20 protein-coding genes and 1 tRNA gene are annotated in these 24,461 nt (G+C 64.6%); 2 read left to right on the forward strand and 19 right to left on the reverse strand.

The window, feature by feature from the left end; all coding sequences use genetic code 11:
* Nucleotides 1-72 precede the first annotated feature (72 nt).
* The 5 genes from AC0L2O_RS22945 to AC0L2O_RS22965 all read right to left on the reverse strand — a co-directional run bounded on the left by AC0L2O_RS22945 (nucleotide 73) and on the right by AC0L2O_RS22965 (nucleotide 3,568).
* The gene (locus AC0L2O_RS22945) at nucleotides 73-861 is read right to left on the reverse strand and encodes a GNAT family N-acetyltransferase (protein ID WP_473371295.1); all 789 of its coding nucleotides are present in this window, start codon (nucleotides 859-861) and stop codon (nucleotides 73-75) included.
* Nucleotides 862-917: 56 nt separating this feature from the next.
* On the reverse strand, nucleotides 918-1,133 hold the full coding sequence (locus AC0L2O_RS22950) for an antitoxin Xre/MbcA/ParS toxin-binding domain-containing protein (RefSeq protein WP_369721084.1): 216 nt from the start codon (nucleotides 1,131-1,133) through the stop codon (nucleotides 918-920).
* Nucleotides 1,134-1,229: 96 nt separating this feature from the next.
* Nucleotides 1,230-2,570: a GSU2403 family nucleotidyltransferase fold protein gene (locus AC0L2O_RS22955; RefSeq protein WP_473371296.1), complete on the reverse strand. Its 1,341-nt coding sequence runs from the start codon at nucleotides 2,568-2,570 to the stop codon at nucleotides 1,230-1,232.
* A gap of 173 nt (nucleotides 2,571-2,743) precedes the next feature.
* Nucleotides 2,744-2,820: transfer RNA gene (locus tag AC0L2O_RS22960), tRNA-His, on the reverse strand.
* A 313-nt stretch (nucleotides 2,821-3,133) separates the two neighbouring features.
* Nucleotides 3,134-3,568: a phasin gene (locus AC0L2O_RS22965; RefSeq protein ID WP_409191914.1), complete on the reverse strand. Its 435-nt coding sequence runs from the start codon at nucleotides 3,566-3,568 to the stop codon at nucleotides 3,134-3,136.
* A 672-nt stretch (nucleotides 3,569-4,240) separates the two neighbouring features.
* Here AC0L2O_RS22965 and AC0L2O_RS22970 point away from each other — a divergent pair.
* Nucleotides 4,241-7,612 (forward strand): PAS domain-containing protein, encoded by a 3,372-nt coding sequence (locus AC0L2O_RS22970; protein ID WP_473371297.1) that lies wholly within the window; start codon nucleotides 4,241-4,243, stop codon nucleotides 7,610-7,612.
* 296 nt (nucleotides 7,613-7,908) lie between these two features.
* Here AC0L2O_RS22970 and AC0L2O_RS22975 read toward each other — a convergent pair whose 3' ends face one another.
* The 11 genes from AC0L2O_RS22975 to AC0L2O_RS23025 all read right to left on the reverse strand — a co-directional run bounded on the left by AC0L2O_RS22975 (nucleotide 7,909) and on the right by AC0L2O_RS23025 (nucleotide 19,205).
* Nucleotides 7,909-9,081, reverse strand: coding sequence for a thiolase family protein (locus tag AC0L2O_RS22975; protein WP_369721065.1), 1,173 nt, complete (start codon nucleotides 9,079-9,081; stop codon nucleotides 7,909-7,911).
* A 259-nt stretch (nucleotides 9,082-9,340) separates the two neighbouring features.
* The gene (serA, locus tag AC0L2O_RS22980) at nucleotides 9,341-10,930 is read right to left on the reverse strand and encodes a phosphoglycerate dehydrogenase (protein ID WP_473371298.1); all 1,590 of its coding nucleotides are present in this window, start codon (nucleotides 10,928-10,930) and stop codon (nucleotides 9,341-9,343) included.
* Nucleotides 10,931-11,098: 168 nt separating this feature from the next.
* Nucleotides 11,099-12,271: a phosphoserine transaminase gene (locus AC0L2O_RS22985; protein WP_473371299.1), complete on the reverse strand. Its 1,173-nt coding sequence runs from the start codon at nucleotides 12,269-12,271 to the stop codon at nucleotides 11,099-11,101.
* Between the two features lie 79 nt (nucleotides 12,272-12,350).
* Entirely contained in the window at nucleotides 12,351-12,542 is a 192-nt protein-coding gene (locus AC0L2O_RS22990; protein WP_473371300.1) for a hypothetical protein, read from the reverse strand.
* A gap of 171 nt (nucleotides 12,543-12,713) precedes the next feature.
* Nucleotides 12,714-13,178, reverse strand: a complete 465-nt coding sequence (locus AC0L2O_RS22995; RefSeq protein WP_409191908.1) for a GNAT family N-acetyltransferase — start codon at nucleotides 13,176-13,178, stop codon at nucleotides 12,714-12,716.
* Nucleotides 13,179-13,194: 16 nt separating this feature from the next.
* Nucleotides 13,195-13,785: a glutathione S-transferase family protein gene (locus tag AC0L2O_RS23000; protein ID WP_473371301.1), complete on the reverse strand. Its 591-nt coding sequence runs from the start codon at nucleotides 13,783-13,785 to the stop codon at nucleotides 13,195-13,197.
* A gap of 69 nt (nucleotides 13,786-13,854) precedes the next feature.
* The gene (locus tag AC0L2O_RS23005) at nucleotides 13,855-14,682 is read right to left on the reverse strand and encodes an outer membrane protein (RefSeq protein ID WP_473371302.1); all 828 of its coding nucleotides are present in this window, start codon (nucleotides 14,680-14,682) and stop codon (nucleotides 13,855-13,857) included.
* A 168-nt stretch (nucleotides 14,683-14,850) separates the two neighbouring features.
* A complete protein-coding gene (locus AC0L2O_RS23010; RefSeq protein WP_473371352.1) occupies nucleotides 14,851-15,717 on the reverse strand; it encodes an outer membrane protein in 867 nt (288 codons plus the stop codon).
* Nucleotides 15,718-15,951: 234 nt separating this feature from the next.
* Nucleotides 15,952-17,196, reverse strand: a complete 1,245-nt coding sequence (locus tag AC0L2O_RS23015) for an MFS transporter (protein ID WP_473371303.1) — start codon at nucleotides 17,194-17,196, stop codon at nucleotides 15,952-15,954.
* 281 nt (nucleotides 17,197-17,477) lie between these two features.
* The gene (gene glmM, locus AC0L2O_RS23020) at nucleotides 17,478-18,821 is read right to left on the reverse strand and encodes a phosphoglucosamine mutase (RefSeq protein WP_369721056.1); all 1,344 of its coding nucleotides are present in this window, start codon (nucleotides 18,819-18,821) and stop codon (nucleotides 17,478-17,480) included.
* Nucleotides 18,822-19,037: 216 nt separating this feature from the next.
* Nucleotides 19,038-19,205, reverse strand: coding sequence for a hypothetical protein (locus tag AC0L2O_RS23025; protein ID WP_369721055.1), 168 nt, complete (start codon nucleotides 19,203-19,205; stop codon nucleotides 19,038-19,040).
* A gap of 91 nt (nucleotides 19,206-19,296) precedes the next feature.
* Between AC0L2O_RS23025 and AC0L2O_RS23030 the strand changes: the two genes are divergently transcribed.
* Nucleotides 19,297-20,433 carry an alpha-hydroxy acid oxidase gene (locus AC0L2O_RS23030; protein ID WP_473371304.1) on the forward strand — a complete coding sequence of 379 codons (1,137 nt, stop codon included), beginning with the start codon at nucleotides 19,297-19,299 and terminating at the stop codon, nucleotides 20,431-20,433.
* Nucleotides 20,434-20,555: 122 nt separating this feature from the next.
* On the opposite strand, the gene AC0L2O_RS23035 is transcribed toward AC0L2O_RS23030, so the two are convergent.
* From AC0L2O_RS23035 to AC0L2O_RS23045, 3 genes are all read right to left on the reverse strand, one after another.
* Nucleotides 20,556-21,182 (reverse strand): hypothetical protein, encoded by a 627-nt coding sequence (locus tag AC0L2O_RS23035; RefSeq protein ID WP_473371305.1) that lies wholly within the window; start codon nucleotides 21,180-21,182, stop codon nucleotides 20,556-20,558.
* A gap of 57 nt (nucleotides 21,183-21,239) precedes the next feature.
* Entirely contained in the window at nucleotides 21,240-22,073 is an 834-nt protein-coding gene (locus tag AC0L2O_RS23040; RefSeq protein WP_473371306.1) for a shikimate dehydrogenase, read from the reverse strand.
* A gap of 273 nt (nucleotides 22,074-22,346) precedes the next feature.
* A complete protein-coding gene (locus AC0L2O_RS23045) occupies nucleotides 22,347-24,410 on the reverse strand; it encodes an elongation factor G (protein WP_473371307.1) in 2,064 nt (687 codons plus the stop codon).
* Nucleotides 24,411-24,461 lie beyond the last annotated feature (51 nt).

Here is a 24,461-nt window from a genome sequence, read left to right on the forward strand (position 1 = left end):
GCAAAGGTCATTCGTCTGCTCTGATGCCCACTGCAGGGAGGCTAACATGGGACAGCGTGAGCAGCTTCCCGTCTAAGCCGGCGTGCAGGAACCGCCATGACCGTTGGGACCGCTGACCGTCGTGCATGTCGTCCCGTCACTGCCCACGCTGATGCCGTACTTCGTGTCAGCGGTCTTCCAAAGTATGACGCTGAAGGTTTTTCCGTCGGCACTCATGTGGCCACCTGACACGGCTTCCAGGTCGTCTAAGGTGAGGGCTTCGCTCGCAAGATAGATCATGTCACTCTCCGTCTGGATGCGGTTGCGGACTGGCATCTGATAGTCGGGAGTTAATCTCAGAGCGTTCATTGCCTCAGTGACGTAGATCACCCTGTGCAAACATGAGTACGGTTGGTGAGTCTCGTGGTGATGAGCGCGCTCAAATTGCTGGCAATGCCAGCGGCAGCGTTCGTGCTGGCGAATCTGCTCGGTTTGCCGCAGGGTAGTCTCTTGCTTCGAACCCGTCACCAACAGGACTTTGTAGCAGTCCGCCTGCCAAGCAACATCGAGCGCACGAGCAAGAACCCGTCGACCGAGGCCTAGCCGACGATAGTCGGCGTGGGTGACGACATTCTCAATCGCCCCATATGATCTCCAGCCTCGCGGCAGGTTAGGCACGATCGCGAGCGTGCACGAAGATACAATCAGTTCCTCCGCTTGTGCCACGATCACGGTCATGAAACTGGATGAAAGCAACGTCGACCGGACCCGTTCAGCGGTGGCCGCCTCGAGTTGAAGGTCGTGCGGATGAAGGTGCCGGTAAAGGTTCAACACCTCCGACAGGTCGTGCTCTCCCGCAGATCGAATAACGGCTTCGGTCATGTCATGCTACCAGGGGCCATCGCTATGGAAAGACACTATCGGAAATGGCCAGACCTTCACGCAAAGATGCCGTGATCGATCCGGTGCAACATCTCCTCGACGACCCGCGCGCCCGCTTCCGTCGCGAGATAAGCCAGTGGCGTTTCACCGCCCAGCGCCCTCTTGGGCTTGTGCAGCCAACGGCGCGCTTTCTCCGTGTCTCCGAACACGTTTGCGGCGAGACGGCTGACCCGCGCCAGCCGCACGGCTTTATCGGGGTCTTCAAGAGACAACGGCTCGCCTCCGACAACTAGCCAAGTGAAGTTTCATGCACTGTCACCATAATTCCGAGCCACGCGTAAAGGCGAATGCTGATTCGGAAACCAAATTTAGTGGCGAGACGGCCCTGCCGAGCCCCGCACGTCTGACGTCTTGACCAGCACGGCGTCGGGCTCCTCGATCGGGCCATTCAGATATTTCGCCCGCGCCATCTGCTCGATCTTCGACCGGTTTCTGAGGAAAGCCTGTACCCTGCCCTCCTTGTCGAGCCCGTCGGTCCCAAAATGGTCGTCGAGCGCCTCCCGACTAATCGCGCAGGCGACCTGCCGACCAAGTGCTTGCGCTGCGAATGCAATGACGTCCCGGCTCAAGTCGTAACGTGGAGGGGCGCTGTCAAATTCAAGATCTATTCTCGGAATTAGAGATCGCACGGCACCAACCGTCTTCAGCGTCAGGTCACGGGTGACGCTCTCGACCTCTTTCAGTCCTTCTTCAAGGAGCTGGCGCCATGTTGGGCCACGCTCGCGTGCGTCGTCCCAGGCTTCCTTCAAATCGTGCGGTCTCAGCTCGGAGAGTGCCCGCAATAAAGCCTCGGCCTGCTGGATGTCCTTGTCGCGCTTGGCCGCCCCCTCTCTTCGGCGCCGTGAAAGGATGAGCTTATGGATCGCAAAGCGTGCCGGCGCGGGAACGTAAACGGCGATGCCGGCGCCGTGCAGTATCACGGCCGGCTCCAGATCGTGGATCAGATAATCCAGGAAGCGAAGTGGCTGCGCATCAGTTTGCAACGCGGGCAGAGCCTGAGGCTCGCCTGTCTCCGGACCGGTGTTGGGGGTGAGGAAATCGACTCGCACTCCGCCCTTTGCCGCGTAGCTCGTCACACGCCTTCCATCCACGACGTGCGGCACCGCTCGGAACGTCGTGTCGACGCCCTTCAAGACCTCGAGAACCGGAGGCGTGCTGTCTCCAAGCGCGACGGAGGCATTCCTGAATTGAGCAATGTCAATGTCGCCCGTTTGTAGCAGAGCACCGGGAAGCCGCACGCCGAGCATCGCGGGGTAAGCCTGAAATGCAATGGTGCCGACCAGCACGCCGCGGAGTCGAAAGACCCCCGCGTTAGCCAAGGCAGCGAGAACGTCGCCGATGTCCGGAATGGGTCGCGGTAAACCGAACGATCGCACGAGCGTCGATACGAGCGCACGCCTTTCCTTGATGTCGTCACGATGCTGCTTGTGACGGGATATTCGGTCCAGCAATTCGGGGGTTTGCGGGCCGACATATCTCTGGCTCCGATCTTCACCCGCGCCCGTTTGAAAGTACCAGTACTTTCGCGCCTTCACCGTCTTGGCTATGAACGCACCATCTTCCGCAAACGCATCGTCAAACGCTGCATTGGTGCAGCGCTCCAACAGTTCGGCGTAGGTGGTTTGCAGGACCAGCTTCGGCGGCGCCATGGCTTCCAACCGATGTTATACTCATTTTGCAAGTTGAGTATAACTAGTTTCCCGTCGCTCTCAAGTGGCTATACGCAGTCCGCGAAACGATGATAACGCGGCCGCCGCGGGCCGGCGGGTCACTAGTCCGTACCTTGAAAGGTGGGAATGTGGCGCTGAATAATTGCCGGCGCTGGTACAGTTGGGTGGGCTCGAACCACCGACCTCCTGTTCCACAGACAGGCGCTCTAACCAACTGAGCTACAACTGCATCCTTGCGAGCCGCACCTCTGGGCGCCCTTAAGAGGGCCGATGCCGAGGGGGGCTGGACGGGGCGGAAACTAGGTGCAACGGGTGTTTTTGGCAAGGCCGCAAACGGACGAAAACCCGGGGTAAATCACCCTCAGCGCGATGAAATCGGGCTTGATGGTGACCATGCTGGTGTTGCGCTCCCCTCGCCCGCTTGGCGGCGATACTCCCGTTGAGGAAAGAGCCCTCTCCCGGCCTCTCCCGCAGGCGGGAGAGGTGAAGAAAAAACCCGGGCGCTGGGCCCGGGTTTCTTGGTCAATTCAGGCCCGATCCGCTCAGGCGGCGGGCGGGTAGAACTTGGCGGCGGAGGCCTTGATCGGCTCGGCGGCGGCGGTGGCGGCGCGCTGGGCGATCTCGGCGAGCTCCTTGGCCTGGGCCTGGAAGGTCTCGAGCTGCTTCTTGGAATGGCCGGTCCAGAGCGCGAACGCATCCGACGGCGATTTCACGCTGAACAGCTCCTGGGTGAAGTCGAGATGGGCCGTGGTGTTGGCCTTCATGAACTCCATCAGCTTGGCGGTGTATTCGCTCGCGCCCTTGCTGGCGTTGGTGAACACGGCCTCGACGGCGCCGTTGTGGGTTTCGGCGGCGTCCTTGAACTTGGCATAGCTTTCGCGCGCCTGCGAAACGCCCTTTTCGGCGAACGCACGCACCTGCTCCGGAACCTCGAACGGAATGACGGAGGCAGAGAATGGATCAGTCGCACCTGTCATGATTGTCCCTCACGATTTGGAAAACGAGAGTGAGCCCTCTGGCGCGCCCGCCGGCCCCGATCATGGGCCCTCAATTCAGCAGGTGCAAAGACTGGAAACGCAACAAAATGAGATGGCTCGCCCAGTGCTCGCCACCATCTCTGCCTAATATGTCAACATTGTGCAACGCAGCGCGATTATGGCCGCGTTGCGATAATTTAATCTAGGTTAGGGTGAGGTTCCCCGGGTGGGGAACCGGTGGTTGAGAGAATTGGGTGCGGGCGTTGCTCTTACCCTCCCCTCGAGGGGGAGGGTCGATCGCGCGAAGCGCGAGCGGGGTGGGGTGATCTCTCCACTCGGGCACCGCTTCGGGGGAAAGACTGTCACCCCACCTCGGTTCGCACGTCGCTTCGCTCCGCGCGAACCGATCCTCCCCCTCCAGGGGAGGATGGGCACCTGTGATGCCGCGTCAGCAGGACCATTGCGCGAATCCTGCGGATGCAAGCTCGCTCCCGCTTGCGGGGGCGGCGGCATTAAGGTTATCGCGGCTTTAGGCTTCTCTCCGTAGGCTTCCGCCGTGGACCTGCCGGCGCCCGCGCGCGATACTAACCCTTTCTTAAGGCTGTCATTCCCGGCAGCCCTGCCAGTGATGCCTGCCCGTGATGCCTGACAGCGAGACCTGAAGCCGGTTGGATGAGTAGTTCGGATTTCCAGTTGCGAGGCGTCGGCGATTCCCGGCTGGCCGTGCACGCGACCTCCCCGCTGCCCGCCTGGCTCTGGTCGATCGACGGCACGCGCGTGCTCTGGGCCAATCCGGTCGGCGCCAGGCTGTTCGGCGCAGCGAATGCCGCCGTGCTCGCGGACCGGAGCTTCGGCCCGGCCGACAACCATCGCCGCCAGATCGTCCGGCTGGCGCGGCAGCTGCCCGCCAACGGCGCCACCAGGCTCGAACGGCTGCGCGGCTTCGGCGCGCGGCTCGGCAGCCTGATGACCTGCGCCTGCGCGCGGCTCGAATTTGCCGATGGCCACCACGCCGTGCTGGTCAGCGCGATGGACCCGGCGCTGCGCACCATGCCGCTGGTCGAGCGGCTGCTTCGTCTGGTCGAAGGCGCCGCGGTGCCGATGGCCGCGTTCGCACCCGACGGCCTGTTCATCGGCGCAAGCGAAGCGGCCCGTGCCCTGCTCGGCTTTCGCGATCTCGGCGAGGCCGGCCTCGAGCAGGCGCGCAGCGATGCGCTGGCCCAGGGCCGGGTCGAAATGCCGATCGGCATCGGCAACATGGTGCTGCAACGGGTCGGCAGCGGCAGCGATGTTGGTCTGGTCACGCTGATCGAGCCCAACATTGTGCAGGCCGAGCCTGTTGCGACCGTGAGCGAGAGCACGCCCGACGCAGCGCCTGAAACGCCGGCTCAACCCGCGCAGCAGGCCGTCGCGATGCCGAGCCAGCCGTCGCCATCGCACGAAGCCTCCAGCGGGATTGCGCTGTTCGACGCGTTCGCCGAACCGGTCGAAACGCCGGCCGAGACGATCACTCACCCGCCGGAGCCAGCCGCAGAAGAGACCGCGCCAGACGCAACACCAGAGGCGATCGAGGCCGCACCCCAAACTCCGGTTGAAAACCCGCCTGAGGCCATTGTGCCGCCGCAAGCCGAGCCGACCACGGCCGCCATGGTCGAGCCGTCTCCGGCCCCAGAGCCGCCCGTACCGCACCAGCATCCGCTGCGCTTCCTGTGGCAGATGGATGCGGAGGGCCGCTTCGTGCTCGGCTCGGACGAGTTCATCCGCCTGATCGGCCCGCGCACCGCGGCCGGCTTCGGCCGGCCCTGGCGCGACATCGCCGACGCGTTTGCGCTCGATCCGGACGGGCGCGTCGCGCAGGCGCTGGCGAGCCACGACACCTGGGCCGGCATCACCGTGAACTGGCCGGCCGATGGCGGCGAGCATGTGCCGGTCGAGCTTGCGGGCCTGCCCGTCTACGACCGCGAGCGCAATTTCGCGGGCTTCAAGGGCTTTGGCGTCTGCCGCGATCTCGACGGGCTCAACCGGCTCGATGCATTGCGGCGCTACGAGCAGCTGGTAGAGCCGCCGGCGCAGCACGGTGTGTCGACCGATGAGGTCGCGCCTGAGCCTGGGCCTGAGCCTGAAGCGGAGCCGCCGCCTCCGCCGGACGAGCCGCCTCCGCCTGCAACTGAGCCCGAAGCTGAACTGCCCGAACCCGTTACTGATGCGAATTCACACCCAACCGATCTGGAAACGCCCGTGGAAACGCCTCCCAATGTCCTGCCGTTCCGACAGCCCGGCGATGCGCGAGCACCGACGCTGACGCCGGTCGAGAACAGCGCGTTCAACGAGCTCGCCCGGCAATTGTCGGAGCGGCTCGAACGCGAGAAGGAAACGATCGCGGCTGCAGCGGATGAACCGCCGACAGCGGAGATCACGCCCGACCCGCCTGAACCCGAGCCGCCGCATGCCGCGCCCGAATGGCTGAGCGAACCGGCGCCGCCGCCGCGCGGCGACAGCGCACGCGACCGCACGCTGCTCGACCTGCTGCCGACCGGCATCCTGATCTATCGCCTCGACCGCCTGCTCTACGCCAACGCCGCGTTCCTCGCGCGCATGGGCTACGCAAGCCTCGGTGCACTGGAAGAGGCCGGCGGGCTCGATGCGCTCTATGTCGAGCCCGGCGTGTCCACCGCCAGCAGCACGTCGCACGCCGGCACGCCGGTGACGATCAGCGCGACCGTTGCGAACGGCGAGCAGCCGCTTGCGACCACGGAAGCGCATCTGCATACCATCGACTGGGACGGCGCCTCCGCGCATGCGCTGATCTGCGCGCTGCCGCAGGCCGCGGCTGTCATCGCCGAACCTGCCACCGCTGCGCCCGTTGCCGCGCCGCCTGTCGACGCCGAGACCCTCGTCTTCGCTCCCGAGCCCGAGCCTGAGCCCGAGGCCGGCGAGGCGGATGCCGAGGATCTCGCCGCAATCCTCGACACCACGGCCGAGGGCATCGTCATGTTCGATGCCGAAGGCAACATCCACGCCTGCAACCGCAGTGCGGAGGCGCTGTTCGGCTATGACGGCGAAGCGCTGATGCAGCAAAATCTCGTGACGCTGTTCGCGCCCGAGAGCCAGCATGTGGTGATCGATTATCTCGAAAGCCTCAAGAGCCAGGACATCGCCAGCCTGCTCGACCATGGCCGCGAGGTGCTGGGCCGCGAGAAGAAGGGCGGCGTGATTCCGCTCGCGATGATCATGGGCCGCACCCGGCCCGACGGCCCGAACTTCTTCGCCGTGTTCCGCGACCTGTCGCAGAGCAAGCAGGGCGAGAACGAGCTGACGCGCGCCCGCCGTCTCGCCGACGGCGCCGCCAATGCCAAGGCCGACATGCTGGCGCGGATCAGCCACGAGATCCGCACGCCGCTCAACGCCATCATCGGCTTTGCCGAGGTGATGATCTCGGAGCGCTTCGGCACGCTCGGCAACGAGCGCTATGGCGAGTACATGAAGGACATCCGCGCCTCCGGCGAGCGCGTCATCACCATCATCGACGATTTGCTGGAGCTGTCGCGGATCGAAACCGGCAAGCTCGATCTCAACTTCGCCGATCTCAACCTCAACGATCTGGTCGAAGCCTGCGTCGTGGTGATGCAGCCGCAGGCCAATCGCGAGCGCATCATCATCCGCACCTCGCTCGGCCACGCGCTGCCGCAGGTGACGGGCGATGCGCGCGCGCTGCGGCAGGTCACCATGAACCTGGTGTCAAATTCGATCCGGCTTGCCAGCGCCGGCGGCCAGGTGATCGTCTCGACTGCGCTGAACGACCGCGGCGAGGTGTGCTTGCGCATCCGCGACACCGGTCATGGCCTCAGCGACAACGAAGTCGCCGCCGCGATGGAGCCGTTCCGCACGCCGCCGCCCGGCGATGCGTCGGACAGTTCGGCGCTCAGCCTGTCGCTGACCAAGGCACTGGTCGAGGCCAACCGCGCCCGGTTCAACATCAAGAGCACGGCGAATACCGGCACGCTGATCGAAGTGGTGTTCGCGCCCGCGCTGGCGCGGGCGTAAGCGCGATCAGAGCAGCCGACTGATCGCCGCAAAGACGGTGCGCTCCCTCTCCCGCCTGCGGGAGAGGGTTGGGGAGAGGGTATCTCCGCAACGGGACAATCCCCCAGAGGAAAGAACCCTCACCCGCCGCGCCGGACGATGCTCCGGATCGCCCGGAGCGCCGACCTCTCCCGCAAGCGGGAGAGGTGCAGCGAGCCCGCGGCGAGTTTTCTGGACTCACTCATTATTCGCTTCGGTCCAAACAAAAAGGGCACGGCTCACGCCGTGCCCATCGCAATCGAGGCTGTGCGATCGCCTCAGCTATAGATCTCGAACAGGCCGGCGCCGCCCTGGCCGCCGCCGATGCACATCGTCACTACGCCCCACTTGGCCTTGCGGCGCTTGCCTTCCTGGAGGATGTGGCCGGTGAGACGCGCGCCGGTCATGCCGAAGGGGTGGCCGATCGCGATCGAGCCGCCGTTGACGTTGTACTTCTCGGGGTCGATGCCGAGCTTGTCGCGCGAATAGAGGCACTGGCTGGCGAAGGCCTCGTTGAGCTCCCAGAGATCGATGTCGTCGATCTTGAGGCCGTGACGCTTCAACAGCTTCGGCACGGCGAAGATCGGGCCGATGCCCATCTCGTCCGGCTCGCAGCCCGCCGCGGCCCAGGCGACGAAGCGGCCCAGCGGATTGAGGCCGCGCTTCTCGGCATCCTTGGCTTCCATCAGCACCACCGCGGCTGCGCCGTCGGAGAGCTGGCTGGCATTGCCGGCGGTGACGGACTTGCCCGGGCCCTTCACCGGCTCGAGCTTGGCGAGGCCTTCCAGCGTGGTCTCGGGACGATTGCACTCGTCGCGGTCGACGACGTAGTCGACGATCGACTCGGCCTTGGTTGCCTTGTCGACCACCTTCATCTTGGTCTTCATCGGGACGATCTCGTCCTTGAACTTGTTCGCCTGCTGCGCCGCGGCCATGCGGCGCTGCGACTCCAGCGAATATTCGTCCTGGTATTCGCGGCTGACGTTGTAGCGCTCGGCGACGATGTCGGCGGTGTCGATCATCGCCATGAAGATCGCCGGCGCGGTCTTCAGCAGCTCCGGATCGACCCATTCCTTCGGCGATCCGCCGCCGGGGATCGAGATGCTCTCGACACCGCCCGCGACGATGCAGTCGGAGCCGTCCGAGCGGATCGAGTTCGCGGCCATCGCGATGGTCTGCAGGCCCGACGAGCAGAAACGATTGACCGAAACGCCGCCGGTGCTCTTGGGTAGGCCGGCGAGCAGCGCCGCCTGGCGGCCGATGTTCGGCGCGCCATGGGCGCAATTGCCGAGGTAGCAATCCTCGACATAGTCCTTCTCGACACCGGCGCGGTCGACCGCGTGGTGAATGGCGTGCGCGGCCAGCGACATCGGCGGCGTGATGTTGAACCCGCCGCGGCCGGACTTCGCCAGCCCGGTGCGCGCATAGGAAACGATGACGGCTTCACGCATTGTTTTCTCCCTTTCGAACGATTGGTACGGAGCGCTAGGACAAGCTGTTCTCGGCGCCATTGGTACACAAACTTTGGAGAGTGCGGGAGAAATAAAAACGCCGCCTCCGGTGATGGAGGCGGCGTTGTTCCGCGGGTCGGAATTACAGTCGCTGTCATTCCGGGGCGATGCGCAGCATCGAACCCGGAATCTCGAGATTCTCAGGTGCGCAATTGCGCACCATAGTTCGCGCTTGCGCGCGCCCCGGAATGACAGTTACTCAGAACGTCAGTGCCTTGACCTGCTTGACCTGCGGCAGGGCCTGCACCTTGGCGAGCAGGTCGGCCGGCACCGCGCCGTCGACCTCGACCAGCGCGATGGCATCGCTACCCTGCGCGACGCGGCCGAGGTGGAAGGTCGCGATGTTGATCTTGGCGTCGCCCAACAGGCTCGCGAACCTGCCGATGAAACCCGGCTTGTCCTCGTTGGTGACGTAGATCATCGACTTGCCGAACTCGGCGTCGACGCGGATGCCCTTGATGTCGACGAGGCGCGGCTTGCCGTCGGCATAGACGGTGCCGGAGACCGAGCGCGCCTGGCGCTCGGTGGTGACGGTGACCGTGATCAGGCTTTCATAGTCGCTCTGCGCGGCGCGCACGATCTCGTCGACCACCATGCCGCGCTCCTTGGCGACAACGGGTGCGGACACCACGTTGACCTCGCCGAGCATCGGCCGCAGCAGGCCGGACAGCACCGCCGACGTGATCGCCTTGATCTTCATCTCGGCGACGTGGCCTTCATAGGTGATCTCGACCTTGAGGATGCCGCTTTCGGTGAGCTGGCCGGCAAACGAGCCGAGCTTCTCGGCGAGCGCGATGAACGGCTTCAGCTTCGGCGCTTCTTCCGCCGTGATCGAGGGGAAGTTGACGGCGTTCGAGATCGCGCCGGTGAGCAGATAGTCCGACATCTGCTCGGCAACCTGCAGCGCGACGTTCTCCTGGGCCTCGGTGGTGGAGGCGCCGAGATGCGGCGTGCAGATCACGTTGGCATGGCCGAACAGCACGTTCGACGTGGCGGGTTCCTCGACAAAGACGTCGAAGGCGGCACCGGCAATGTGCTTGGAATTGAGCGCATCGACCACCGCCTGCTCGTCGACGAGGCCACCGCGGGCGCAATTGATCAAGCGCACGCCTTTCTTCATTTTGGCGATCGCAGCCGCGTCGATGATGTTCTTGGTCTTGTCCGTCAGCGGGGTGTGCAGCGTGATGAAGTCGGCGCGTTTCAGGAGATCGTCGAGCTCGACCTTCTCGACGCCGATGTCCCTGGCGCGCTCCGGCGACAGGAACGGATCGAACGCGATCACCTTCATGCGCAGGCCGAGCGCGCGGTCGGCGACGATCGAACCGATATTGCCGCAACCGACGACGCCGAGCACCTTGCCGGTGATCTCGACGCCCATGAAGCGGTTCTTCTCCCACTTGCCGGCCTGGGTCGAGGCGTCGGCCTGCGGGATCTCGCGGGCCAGCGCCAGCATCAGCGTGATGGCGTGCTCGGCGGTCGTGATGGAATTGCCGAACGGCGTGTTCATCACGATGATGCCTTTAGCCGTGGCGGCGGGGATCTCGACATTGTCGACACCGATGCCGGCGCGGCCGATCACCTTGAGGTTGGTCGCCTTCTCCAGGATCTTGGCGGTGACCTTGGTCGCGGAGCGGATCGCAAGGCCGTCGTAATTGCCGATGATCTCGGCGAGCTTGTCCTTGTCCTTGCCGAGGTTGGGCTGGAAGTCGACCTCGACGCCGCGATCCTTGAAGATCTGCACGGCGGCGGGCGAGAGCGCGTCGGAAATGAGAACTTTGGGCTTGGTCATGGGATGTGTCCTTCACACCCTCCCCTGGAGGGGGAGGGTCGGCGCGGAGCGCCGGGGTGGGGTGAAGCTGCGAAAAAGAAAATCGCCGGTGCGCCGTGTGGAGAGATCACCCCACCCCGCCGCACCTGGCGGTGCGTCGACCCTCCCCCTCCAGGGGAGGGTAAGAACTCAGGCCGCCTTGGCGAGCGTGGCCCTGGTCTCGGCAAAGGCCCAGTCGATCCACTGCGTCAGCAGCTCGACGTCCTTGGCCTCGACGGTGGCACCGCACCAGATGCGCAGGCCGGCCGGGGCATCGCGGTAATAGGCGAAGTCGTAGCCCGCGCCTTCCTTCTCGACCAGCGCGACCAGCTTCTTGCTGAACTCGGCTTGCGCATCCTCGGAGAGCGAGGTGATCGCGGGATCGGTGAACTTCAGGCACACCGAGGTGTTGGAGCGGATCGCCGCGTCCTTGGCCAGGAAGTCGATCCAGGGCGTCTTCGCCTTCCAGTCGGCCAGCACCTTGGTATTGGCATCGGCGCGCGCGATCAGCGCCTTGAGGCCGCCGATCGACTTGGCCCAGTTCAGCGCGTCGAGATAATCCTCGACGCAGAGCATCGACGGCGTGTTGATGGTCTCACCGACGAAGATGCCCTCGTTGATCTTGCCGCCCTTGGTCATGCGGAAGATCTTTGGCAGCGGCCAGGCCGGCTTGTAGGTCTCGAGCCGTTCCACGGCGCGGGGCGACAGGATCAGCATGCCGTGGGCGGCTTCGCCGCCGAGCGCCTTCTGCCAGGAGAAGGTGACGACGTCGAGCTTGGCCCAGTCGAGGGCTTGCGCGAACGCAGCCGAGGTCGCGTCGCAAATGGTCAGGCCTGCGCGGGACGCGCTGATCCAATCAGCGTTCGGCACGCGCACGCCGGAGGTGGTGCCGTTCCAGGTGAAGACGACGTCGCTGTTCGGATCGACCTTGGCGAGATCGGGGAGTTCACCGTACGCCGCGTTGAGCTTGGTGACGTCCTTGAGCTTCAATTCCTTGACGATGTCGCTGACCCAGCCCTCGCCGAAGGATTCCCAGGCCAGCGTGGTGACGGGTCGCGCGCCGAGCAGCGACCACAGCGCCATCTCGACCGCGCCGGTATCCGACGCCGGCACGATGCCGATGCGGTAATCCGCGGGCACTTCGAGCACTTCGCGTGTCAGGTCGATCGCGAGCTTGAGCTTGGTCTTGCCCACCTTCGCGCGATGCGAACGGCCGAGCGCTGCGTCCTTGAGATTTTGGGCGTTCCAGCCGGGGCGCTTGGCGCAGGGACCGGAGGAGAAATGCGGCACGTTCGGCCGCGAAGCGGGCTTCGCTACAGTCATCGTCTACCCTTCCAGATAGTAAGCCTCCCGTTGGGGGGAGGTGTCCCGCCGCGGCTGATACGGGAAACAGGAAGAGTCGTCAAGGAAGTTCCGGCCCCTCACGCGCGAGTGATGGCGCCTCCGGTGCGACTTTGGGCGATTCGACCACGGCAAGCGCGTTCAGCAAGTCCGTGGCCTCGTTGATCAATTGCGCGGCTCGGCGGCGGCTGCCGACCTTCATAATGCATTTGTCATTGGCCTGCACAACGTAGTCGTTGCCGACCTTGATCATCGAATAGCTTGTCATCGAAATCCCCGAACCGACCGAGCCCGGTTTGGACGTTCGGTAGCACCGTTCGTTCCCGCGCGAAGGTGAACGACGCAGGGGTAGTTTATCAGCTGTTAACATGAACGAATGCGCGATCGGATTTTGCTGATCGCGCAACGCTCGCAACGCGCTGCCTCAAAAGCGGACAGTCATGCCGACGTGACTCGCAGCGAACCCGAGCCGCTTATAGAAGCGCTGCGCATCGACGCGACTCGCATGCGTCATCAGCTCGACCAGATTGCAGCCGCGAGCCTTTGCTTCAGTCACCGCCCACTGCACCAATTGCTCGCCGATGCCGCGACTGCGGCAATCCGTGGCAACGCGGACATCCTCGAGCAGACCGCGGATCCCGCCTTGCGAACTGATGCCCGGGAGGATCGCGAGTTGCAGGCAGCCGACCACCCTGCCCTCGCTCTCGGCAACCACGAGCGCGAGATTTGGATCGCGCTCGACGCGTTCGAACGCCTGGTAATAGACGGCAGGCAATGGATCCTCCACCCGCTCGCGCGCGCGGCCGAGATGATCGTCGGCGAGCATCGCGATCATCGCAGGGACGTCCTCGCGACGTGCGGGGCGGATCGACACGGATTTCGTATTCATAGGCGAAGCTCCGGACTTAGCGCGCCGACGGAAGGCCGAGATAAGCCTCGGTGTCACCGATCCAGCGGCCGATGGCGGCCAAGCGGGCGAGGTCGAAGCCGCCTTCATGCGCGACGCGGGTATAGGCCAGCAGCGAGATGTCGGCGAGCGAAACCAGGTCTCCAGCCAGGAAACCACTGGTGGTGAGATGGGCCTCCATGCGATCGAGCGCCGCATAGCCGCGCTTGACCTTCTCCGGATCGAGCTCGGATGCATTCCTGCCAAGATAGACGAGCTGGAAGCGGCACACCGCGATATAGGGTTCGTGGCTGTACTGTTCCCAGAACAGCCATTCGTCCATCTTGGCAGCGGCGTATGCGTCGGCCGGAATGAGCGCGCTGTCGCGCGCGAGATAGCGGATGATGGCGTTGGACTGCGCCAGGGTGCGGCCGTCGTCGAACTGGATGGTCGGCACTTGGCCGGCGCCGTTCATCGTCAGGAATTGCGGCGTGCGCGTCTCGCCTTTGCGCGTGTCGATCTCGATCCAGCGGTAAGGCAGCGCGAGCTTGTCGCAGACCCACTTCACCTTCAGACAATTTCCGGAATTGCTGTCGCCGTAGATCTGCATTGCTGCCGCCCCACCTTCGGACGACAGAGCAGCAGGACGAGACGGGCCTGTCAATCGGCGGCGCGCGGGTCAGAACTTGTAGCCGAGACCGGCGCGAACCGTGTTGATGCTGGTGTCAACTGCCGAACTGAAGCGGACATATTCGTACTCGCCTCGGAAGAAAAGCCCACCGATCAGGTTGATATCGACACCGAGACCCGCGGTGTAGCCGTAGATCAAATGGTTATGCTGGGCGTCGGTCGAGTTCAGTGGCGCGAGCGGGATATAGTTCCCGAATTGCGTCGGGCTGACGCGGTCCTGCACATTGGCCGAGCGGACGATATCGGCATTCCCGAGTGCGACACCGCCAAATATGTAGGGCAGGAAGCATCCCCAGGCGTAAGCTGCGCGACCGCGGAATGTCGCCATGTCGCTGATGTTGATCGATGAAGAGGAGGTCGCCGTGACATCGTGAAAATTGCCGTCGGACAGGGCGTTGGGGCTCACGCGTCGCTCGGAGGCTGTCGTCGTTCCACCGAACTTGCCGTGCAGGTAGCTCATTTCGAGGCCGAGTACGACGTCGTCCCATTGCTCATTGTATCCGACAAAAGCCCCGTACCCGCTGCTGCGCTGCGAGGCTTTGCCGAGACCGAGATTCCACTGCGACACACCCATTTCCGCTTCGATCAACGTGTCGGCCAACAGCGCCGCCATCATGTTTTTGGTCGAGCCGTTGAAGTTCTCGTCGGAGGAACCGTAGCCGGCTTGGGCGCCGACGTAGCTGCCCTGCCAGTTTGGCCGCGAGTTGCTCAGCCCATCGGTGAAGCCGCCGCGCAGGACGGGAAGATCGGGCATGTCGGCCGCATGCGCGGCAGACACCGTCCCCAACATCGCCGCCGCCAACATCAGCCTACGCATTGCAACGCTCCATCGGACTCGAACTGCTGCCATGATCATGGCTCGTTAACCTTAACCAATGGTTGCGTCGGACGCTTTCACCGCGGTCGCACCATGAAAAATACGCAAAGCAAAACGGCGCGGGAGCATCCCGCGCCGTTAAGGGAGTTTAACCGATGAGGCTGACAATCAGCCCTTGGTAACGAGCGGCGGCATGTAAGCCGGCGGGCTGTCGAGCTGCCAGCGCACGCCGAGCTTCACGTCATGCGAGGTGACGTCCTTGACGGTGAACGGACTGCCGTTCACGACCGTGACGCCGTCGAAGGAATTCGTCGGGCCGGTTTTGAAATCGCCCAGGTCCATGTACCGATAGGCGAGTTCGATGGTGACGTTCCGCGTGACCTGATAGCCAAGGCCAGCATGCAAGGCCCAGGCGAAATTCCATTTTGCGGAGTCGGCGGCGTAGGTCGTTGAGGGCGACGTCCCCAGCCCCGTGCGCAGGGAAACACCGTCGTCCCGGAAGCCGCTGATGCTGTTGCGCGACATGCCGACGCCGGCGCCGATAAACGGGGTCACGCACCACCACGTTCCAAGATCGACATAGGCGTTTGCCATGACGACCCACTCGGATTTGCTGGCCGTGTAGTTGTCCGCGACACCGAAGCCGGCAAACGCCGCGTTCAAAGGAAGGTTTTGGGAGCCGTGAAAATTGGCTTTGCCACGATATTCGCCGGTCACGTCACCGCGGAACCAGTTGTTGAATTTATAGCCGACGCCGAGGCCGAACATCGTCGAGCTGTCCCAGCCGAACCCGTGATCCTGCAGCGCGCCGGGGAAGCTGGCATTGATCGAATCGATGCTCGCGCTGTGCAGGCTCTTTGAACTCTGGTTGGTCATGCCGATATCGCCGCGCAGATACCAGCCGCCGAAGTCGGCGGGCTGCGCGACCGGGGCGTACATGGGAGGGGGCGCCGCGATCGGCATGTCGGCGGCGAATGCCATCGACGAGATCAGTGATGCCGCACCCGCGGCAAGGAGAGACTTCACGCTACGCATTGGCTTCGTCCTTTTGGCCGGTGAGGCAATACGCGCCTCACTTTCTGGAAACTCACAGGCCGGACGATTGCACCAAATGTTTAAGCGCCACTTAACCCTAATTTTTAAGGTTGATTTTTTCTGAGTGCACACGCGGATGCGGCGGGAGCGTTGCAAAAATGCGGCAGCCAGAGCTTCCGCTCCGCCGCAATTGCTAACGATGTATGAAGCCGCATTGCAGCGAAAAAGGATGTGTTAACGCGCGTGCTGCGGCAGCCTGGGCAGGAACACCGCGAGAAGCCCGATCGCGGGAAGCCAGGCGCAGACCTGGTAGACGAACGCGATCGAGGTGTGATCGGCGAGCTTGCCGAGCACGGCGGCACCCAGGCCGCCGATGCCGAAGGCGACGCCGAAGAACACGCCGGAGATCATGCCGAAACGATGCGGCACCAGTTCCTGCGCGAACACGATGATCGACGACGTCGTCGAGGAGATGATCAGGCCGATGATGACGCTGAGCACCGCGCTGGCGTAGAGGCCGGCATAGGGCAGCGCCAGCGTGAACGGCAGCGCACCGACGATCGAGATCCAAATCACGATCTTGCGGCCGAAGCGATCGCCGAGCGGACCGCCGAGAAACGCGCCGACCGCGTTCGCCGCGAGGAAGATGAAGAGATACATCTGGGCGGCCTGCGTCGACACGCCGAAGCGGTCGATGAGGTAGAAGATGTAGTAGCTCGACAGGCTTGAGACGTAGAGCTGCTTCGAGAACAGCAGCGCCACCAGCACAACAAGCGCGACCGCGACGCGGCGCGAGCTCGGCGCATCCGGATGGGCCTGGGCCACCGCGGTTTTCTTCGCCTTGATCTGCGGTTCGTACCAGCGGCCGATGCGCCAGAGGATGACAATCGCGAGGAACGCGATCGAGGAGAACCAGGCGATGCTGCCCTGCCCGAACGGCACCACGATCAGTGCAGCCAGCACCGGTCCCATCGAGGTGCCGAAGCTGCCGCCGAGCTGGAACACCGATTGCGCGAAGCCGTAACGGCCGCCAGAGGCGAGCCGGGCGATGCGCGCGGATTCCGGGTGGAACACCGCCGAGCCGAGACCGACCAGCGCAGCGGCCATCAGGATGACGAGATATTGGTGCGCGGCGCTGAGCAGCAGCAGGCCGAAGAAGGTCGAGGCCATGCCCACCGAGAGTGAATAAGGCTGCGCCTTCTTGTCGGTGTAATGGCCGACCACCGGCTGGAGCAGCGAGGCCGTGAACTGGAACGCCAGCGTGATCATGCCGATCTGCGCGAAGTCGAGCGCGTAGGTGTCCTTCAGGATCGGATACACCGAGGCGATCAGCGACTGCATGGTGTCGTTGAGGAAGTGCGAGAAGCTGATGCCGGCGAGCACAATATAGGCCGGCCCTGCGGCAGCGGCCGGCGCGACGTCGCCGACGACGACCGGCTCGCTCAGCGTTTCCTCGGAGACGACGACAGGCTTGTTCAAAGGCTAATCCCGGCACGCGCGGCGATCCGCCGCATCCGGCTAGTTACGATGCAAGCGGCGGCCAAACCACCGCCAATCGTCGATAGCAGGGATGCGCGGGTGTCTCCGTCTTCCCGTCTTCCCCTCTCCCCTTGTGGGAGAGGGTGGATCGCCGCGTAGCGGCGAGACGGGTGAGGGGTTCTCTCCGCGCGTCGCCTTCGTAGTTGTGTACGCGGAGAGAACCCCTCATCCGGCGCTTCGCGCCACCTTCTCCCACAAGGGGAGAAGGAAGAAGTTTTACCTCAAGCCGCGGCCTGGCCGAGCGCGGAGACGATGGTGTCGACGACGTCCTCGACCAGGATGCGGTCCTCGCCCTCGGCCATGACGCGGATCACGGGCTCGGTTCCGGAGGAGCGGATCAAGAGACGGCCATGGCCGTTGAGCCGCTGCTCGCCGTCGGAGATCGCCGACTTGACGTCGGAATTATCAAGCGGCTTGCCACCCTTGTGGCGGACGTTTTTGAGGATCTGCGGCAGCGGATCGAAGCGATGGCAGACCTCGGACACGGGCCGGCGCAGCCTCTGCACCACCGCCAGCACCTGCAACGCAGCGACAAAGCCGTCGCCGGTGGTGGCGTAGTCGGACAGGATGATGTGGCCGGATTGCTCGCCGCCGAGATTGTAGCCGCCGCCCAGCATCTGCTCGAGCACGTAGCGGTCGCCGACCGGCGTGCGCACGAGATCGAGCCCCTGCCCTTTCAGGAAACGCTCAAGCCCGAGATTGGACATCACGGTGGCGACGATGCCGGGCCGCGACAGCCGCCCGTCTTCCTTCCAGCTCTGTGCGATCACCGCGAGCAGCTGGTCGCCGTCGACGACATGGCCGCGCTCGTCGACCAGGATGACGCGGTCGGCGTCGCCGTCCAGCGCAATGCCGATATCGGCGCGCATCTCGCGCACCTTCTTCGACAGCGCTTCCGGCGAGGTCGAGCCGCAATCCTTGTTGATGTTGAAGCCGTCGGGCTCGACGCCGATCGGCACCACGTCGGCGCCGAGTTCCCACAGCGCTTCCGGCACCACCTTGTAGGCGGCGCCGTTGGCGCAATCGACCACGACCCGCAGGCCGTCCAGCGAGAGATCGCGCGGCAGCGTGCGCTTGGCGAATTCGATGTAGCGGTCATGCACGCCGTCGATACGGCGGGCGCGGCCCAGGCTTGCGCTCTGCGCCAGTCGCTTGTCGATGGGCTCGTCGAGCAGCTGCTCGATCTGCTTCTCGACGTCGTCGGAGAGCTTGAAGCCCTGCGGGCCGAACAGCTTGATGCCATTGTCCTCGAACAGATTGTGCGAGGCCGAAATCATCACGCCGAGATCGGCGCGCATCGACTTGGTCAGCATCGCGACCGCCGGCGTCGGCATCGGGCCGACCAGCAGCACGTCCATGCCGACGGAGGTGAAGCCCGCGACCATGGCATATTCGATCATGTAGCCGGACAGGCGGGTGTCCTTGCCGATCACGACCCGGTGGCGGTGGTCACCGCGCTGAAACGCCAAGCCGGCGGCCTGGCCGACCTTGAGCGCGAGCTCCGGCGTGATCAGTCCGTTGGCGCGGCCCCGGATCCCGTCCGTCCCGAAATATTTGCGGCTCATATCGTCCCCCACGCAACAACCAGGGACTACAACCCGCGGGGCGCCCGGAGGGGCCCCCGCATCCCTGATTTGCTGAGGTCTTATAAAGCCATCGCGGCTAACTTGGCTTCAAAAAATATGATGAATCATTACGGAACCGGGGTCGCCCCCGCCCCGATAAGCCATTGTGAAACACGGTGTTTCCGGCTGGAACGTCGAAATCGCCGGAACCGCCTGCTAGTCGGTCCGCTTCACATGACCGTCGCCGCGGCTCGGCGCCGGTTGGGTCACATTGACGGGATCGGAGCCCGGAAAGGTCTCCTCCAACCCCTCCTCCAGCGCCTGATCGAGCCGATGCTTCTCTTTTACCTCGTCCGGCGTCGGCTGCCTGTGGGGCTTGGTCATGGCGCCCTCCTCGCAAAGGATTTGGCTGTGCATCCAACCATGCTAGATGACGCCTAAATCTTCCGATGCAAGACGGGCCGGGGAAACGTTCATGAAGCACATCACCTGTATCGACGATCTTCGCACGCTGCATCAGCGGCGCGTGCCGAAGGCGTTCTTCGATTATTGTGACCGCGGTTCCTATGCCGAGGAGACGCTGCGCGCCAACCGCGACGATCTCCATGACATCAAATTCCGCCAGCGCATCCTGGTCGACGTTTCCCGGCGCGACACCTCGACCATGATCCTCGGCGAGCCCTCGACCATGCCGCTGATCCTGGCGCCCGTGGGCCTTCTCGGCATGCAGCATGGCGACGGCGAGATCTATGCCTGCCGCGCCGCGCAGGCCGCCGGCATCCCGTTCACGCAGTCGACGATGTCGATCTGCTCGATCGAGGACATCGCCGCCAATGTCGAGAAGCCGTTCTGGTTCCAGCTCTATGTCATGAAGGACCGCGGTTTCATCAAGGAGCTGATCGAGCGCGCGATCGCGGCGAAGTGCAGCGCGCTCGTGCTGACCGTCGACCTTCAGGTGATCGGGCAACGCCATGCCGACATCAAGAACGGCATGACGATTCCGCCGGAGTGGACGCTGTCGAAATTTCTGGATTTCGCCACCAAGCCGGCCTGGGTCTCCGGCGTGCTGCGCGGCAAGCGCCGCACCTTCGGCAACATCGCCGGTCACGTGAAGAACACCGAGGATCTCAACCGCCTCGCGGAGTGGACCGCCTCGCAGTTCGATACCTCGCTGAACTGGAAGGACATCGAGTGGGTCCGCAGCATCTGGCCCGGCAAGCTCATCATCAAGGGCATTCTGGACGTCGAGGACGCCGAGGAAGCCGCCAAGACCGGCGCGCAGGCGCTGGTGGTGTCGAACCATGGCGGCCGTCAGCTCGATGGCGCGCCGTCCTCGATCGAGGTGCTGCCGGAGATCGCCGACGCGGTCGGTGAGAGGATGGAGATCATGTTCGACGGCGGCATCCGCTCCGGCCAGGACGTGATGCGCGCGCTCGCGCTCGGCGCAAAGTCCTGCATGATCGGCCGCGCCTACGCCTATGGCCTCGGTGCCGGCGGCCAGCCCGGCGTCGCCAAGGCGATCGACATCATCCACAAGGAGCTGTTGACGACCATGGGCCTGTGCGGCGTCAACAGGGTGGACGAGATCGACGAACACGTGATCGCGGTGTGAGGACATGCCCGGGGTGCAGCTGCGATAACAGCCGTCGTCCCGGACAAGCGCAGCTCCGCTTACGCTTGTCCGGGACGACAGCGGAGTTTGTTGCGGCAGCTGCGCACTATATTTCCCGCCCCTCACATTGGCGGTGTCAGGCCATCGCGGCCGACGCTGACGCGATTGGTCTCGAACGAACCGTCCGCCAGTGGCTTGACGAAGGCGATGATCCTGGCGCCCGCCTTCAGGTCCGACTTTTCGCCGGGCACATAGGTGACGACAGGCGTATCCGCGCCGACGAACACCTTCTTCTCGCCTTCCTTGTATTTGACCAGCAGCGTGTGGCCGTCATTGCCGACGACGCTCTCGGCAACCGTCGCGTTGGTCATGGTGGAGTTCGGCTTCAGATCCCAGGGCCTTGTGCCCTCGCCGGTGCCGCGCATGTTTTCGGGAAACACATGCACCTCGACGGCATTCTCGCCACCATCCGGTCCCGGCACGGTGGTGGCGCCGACGAAAGAACCGACCTTGATGTCGGCGAGAGCAATCCGGGTGATCCCCGCAACGCGCACGTCGGTGGCGATGTGCAGCTTGACCTGCTCGCCGCTGCGCGACTTGACCTGCATCGTGTCGCCCGCGACGTTCTCGATGGTGCCGCGCACCCGCGTCGGCACTGGCGCCCTTTGCGCGAAGGCTGCGAGGGCCGAGATGGCCACCATCGCGACGGCAAGGATTGGACGTGTGAAAGTTGCACGTTGAACAGACATGACGATCTCCGGATTGTCCCCACGGACATAGAACTCCGGAGACCGCGCGCTATTCGCTCAAGTCTTTGTGAGGTCGGCCTCGAGCAGCGCGCGCAGCTCCGCCGTGACCTCCGGCCTTTGGCCGAACCACAGCTCGAAGCCGCGCACCGCCTGATGCAAGAGCATGCCGAGCCCGTCGGCGGTCTTGAGGCCCCGCGCCCTGGCCGCGGCGAGCAGCGGCGTCACCAGGGGAACATAGACGAGGTCGGTGACGACGGCGGCTTGCGGCAGGCGCGCAACATCGACCTCGAGTGGAGGCTGGCCATGCATGCCAAGCGAGGTCGTGTTGACGAGAAGTTTTGCACGCGGCAGCACGTCGTTGATTCCGTCCCAGGAGATCGGATGCACGTTAGGCCCGAACTGCGTCGCGAGCGCCTCGGCCCGCGCGATGCTGCGGTTGGCGACGTGGACGCGGCTGAGGCCACGTTCGAGCAGACCGAACACGACCGCGCGCGAGGCGCCGCCCGCCCCCAGCACCAGCGCCTCTTCGGCCCGATCCCAACCGGGCGCGCCGGCATCGAGATTGTTGATGAAGCCCTCGACGTCGGTATTAGTCGATCGCAGTTCGCCGTCCGCGAACCACAGCGTGTTGGCGGCGCCGACGGCCGTTGCCCGCGCATCGGGCGTGGAGAACGCCAGCACGCATTCCTTGTGCGGGATGGTGACGTTGCCGCCGACAAAGCCGCGCAGCGACAGCCGCAGCACGAAGTCGCGGAGATCCTCAGGGGGCACCGCCTCGATGACATAGCCGCCCGCAATCCCGAGCGTGCGCAGCCAGTAATGATGGATCAACGGCGAGCGCGAATGCGCCGCCGGCCATCCGATCAGACAGGCCGCGAGAGCCTTGGTCACGTCATCCTTCCCTTCGGGGAGAGTGTGGAAGGCGATCCATTTCGCGTCCAGCCGGCTCTGTCAAGCCGCGCGGGCGCCGCATCGCCACTCCAGAGTCTGTCTACAGAGACAGTCTGGATGTCTCGTCGCTTCGTTCCACGCAATGACGGTGGGAGGGGTGCGTGACTTCAACTCTTGCCGTGCTCGCGGACGCGGCCCCTCACCCCACCCTCTCCCCGCAAGGACGGGGAGAGGGAGTGAGAGGCCGGTGCGTCCCTGACTGCGAGGGACAGCTCAGGCCGCGTGCTGATGCGCGGCGATGATCTGGTCGGCGGCGCGGCCCGTGACTTCGGCCATGTGGTCGAACTGACGGGTGAAGCTGCCGGCGCCGGCAGTGGCCGAGCGCAGCTCGACGATCAATTCGCCGATCTCGGCTTCCGGCATCATGGCGCGGACACAGTCCCAGCCGCTCCAGCCGTCGCGGGTGTCGAAGCCGAGGATCTGGCCGCGCCGCGCCGACAGGATCGCGTTGATCTTGGCGGTGGCATCGGTCGGGCAGACGATCTCGACCACGTGGATCGGCTCCAGCAACACCGACTGGCATTGCGGCAGGCCTTCGTTGAGCCCGATCCGCGCCGCGGTTCGGAACGCGAGATCGGAGGAATCGACGCTGTGATAGGAGCCGTCGGTCAGCGTCACCTGCAAATCGGTGACGGGGAAGCCGAGCGGGCCGCGCGTGAGCCCGTCGATGACGCCCTCTTCCACCGCGCCGATGTAGTTGCGCGGCACCGCGCCGCCGACCACCTTCTCGGCGAATTTGAAGCCCTCGCCGCGCGCCAGCGGCCGGATGTCGAGCACGACGTCGCCGAACTGACCGTGGCCGCCGGACTGCTTCTTGTGGCGGCCGCGCTGGACGATCGGCTTGCGGATGGTCTCCTGGTAGCCGATCGCCGGAGGATGCGACGTGATCTTGACGCCGAAGCGGTCGCGCAGCCGCTCATTGGCCACACGCAGATGCATCTCGCCCTGTCCCCACAATACCGTGTCGTGGGTCTGGGCGTTCTGCACGACGACGAGTGAGGGATCCTCCTCGTGCAGCCGCGCCAGCGCCTGCCCGAGCTTGACGTCGTCCTTGCGGTCGGTGGCCGCAACCGACATTGCCAGCACCGGCGGCGTCGGCTCGAGAGCGGCCAGCGCTGCCGGCTGGGTCTTGCCGCTCGAGATCGTGTCGCCGGTGTTGACCGGATCGAGCTTGGCGAGCGCCACGGTGTCGCCGGGTTCAGCCGACGCACGCTTGCTGTCATAAGCGCCGCTGACGGCGAGGATGCCGGAGACGCGGCTGGTCCCGCCGGAGGAGGATTGCAGCGTCGCGCCGTCCTCGAGATGGCCGGCGAGCAGCCGCGTCAGCGACAGCTTTCCGCCGTGCTGCGAGTGCAGCGTCTTGAAGACGAAGCCGAGCGCGTCCTTGCTCTCGGTTGCGCCAGGACGTTTGACGCCAAGACGCTTGACGGTCTCCGCGATCCCCGGCGCTTCGTGGCGCAGCGCCTTCATCAGGCGCAGCACGCCGTTCTCGCGCGCGGCCGCGCCGAGCAGCACGGGGCAGATCTGCCCTTCACGCAATTCGCGGGCGAGATCGTCGAACACCGCATCGCGCGGCGGCTGGATGTCTTCGAGCAACTGCTCCATCAGGGCATCGTCATGATCGGCGAGCTTCTCCAGCATCGAGAAGCGGGCCTCCTTCTCGCGATCGAGATCGCCGCCTTCGAGCGCGACCACTTCGGAGGCCTTGTGCTCGCGATAGACGAAGGCGCGCTCCAGTGCGAGATCGACAAAACCTTCGATCAGCTCGCCGTTCCAGATCGGAATCTGGCGCAGCACCAGCGGCACGCGGGAGGCCGGCTGAAGCGTCGCCAGGGTCTCGCGGATGCGTTTGTTGGCGCGGTCGATCTTGTTGAGAAACAGGAAGCGCGGGATCTTCAGCTCTTCCAGCTCGCGCAGGATGATCTGGAGCTGCGGCAGCTTCTTCTCGTCGGCCTCGCAGACCACGACCGCGGCGTCGACCGCGGGAAGCGCGGCGCGCATGTCGTGGGCGAACTCGACGGAACCGGGACAATCCAGGAAAGTGTAGCTGTCGCCCATGAAACTCGTCGTGGCGGCAGTGAGGCCAACGGTCATCTTGTGATGGCGGGCCTCTGGCGTGGCGTCGCCGACCGACGTTCCGGCGTCGACGCTGCCGGCGCGCGGGATTGCGCCCGTTCGCGCCAGTATCGCTTCGAGAAGTGTGGTTTTACCGCTTTGGAAAGGGCCCACCAGCGCAATGCACCGTGGACCTCGGGGACTTCTGACGTCTTGTCCCATTCGCCGCCTCCTTGGTGTGGAGCTCGGCCCATGATTGGGTCGGCAAGCGCA

The sequence above is a fragment of the Bradyrhizobium sp. Kon10 genome (genome assembly GCF_055807395.1).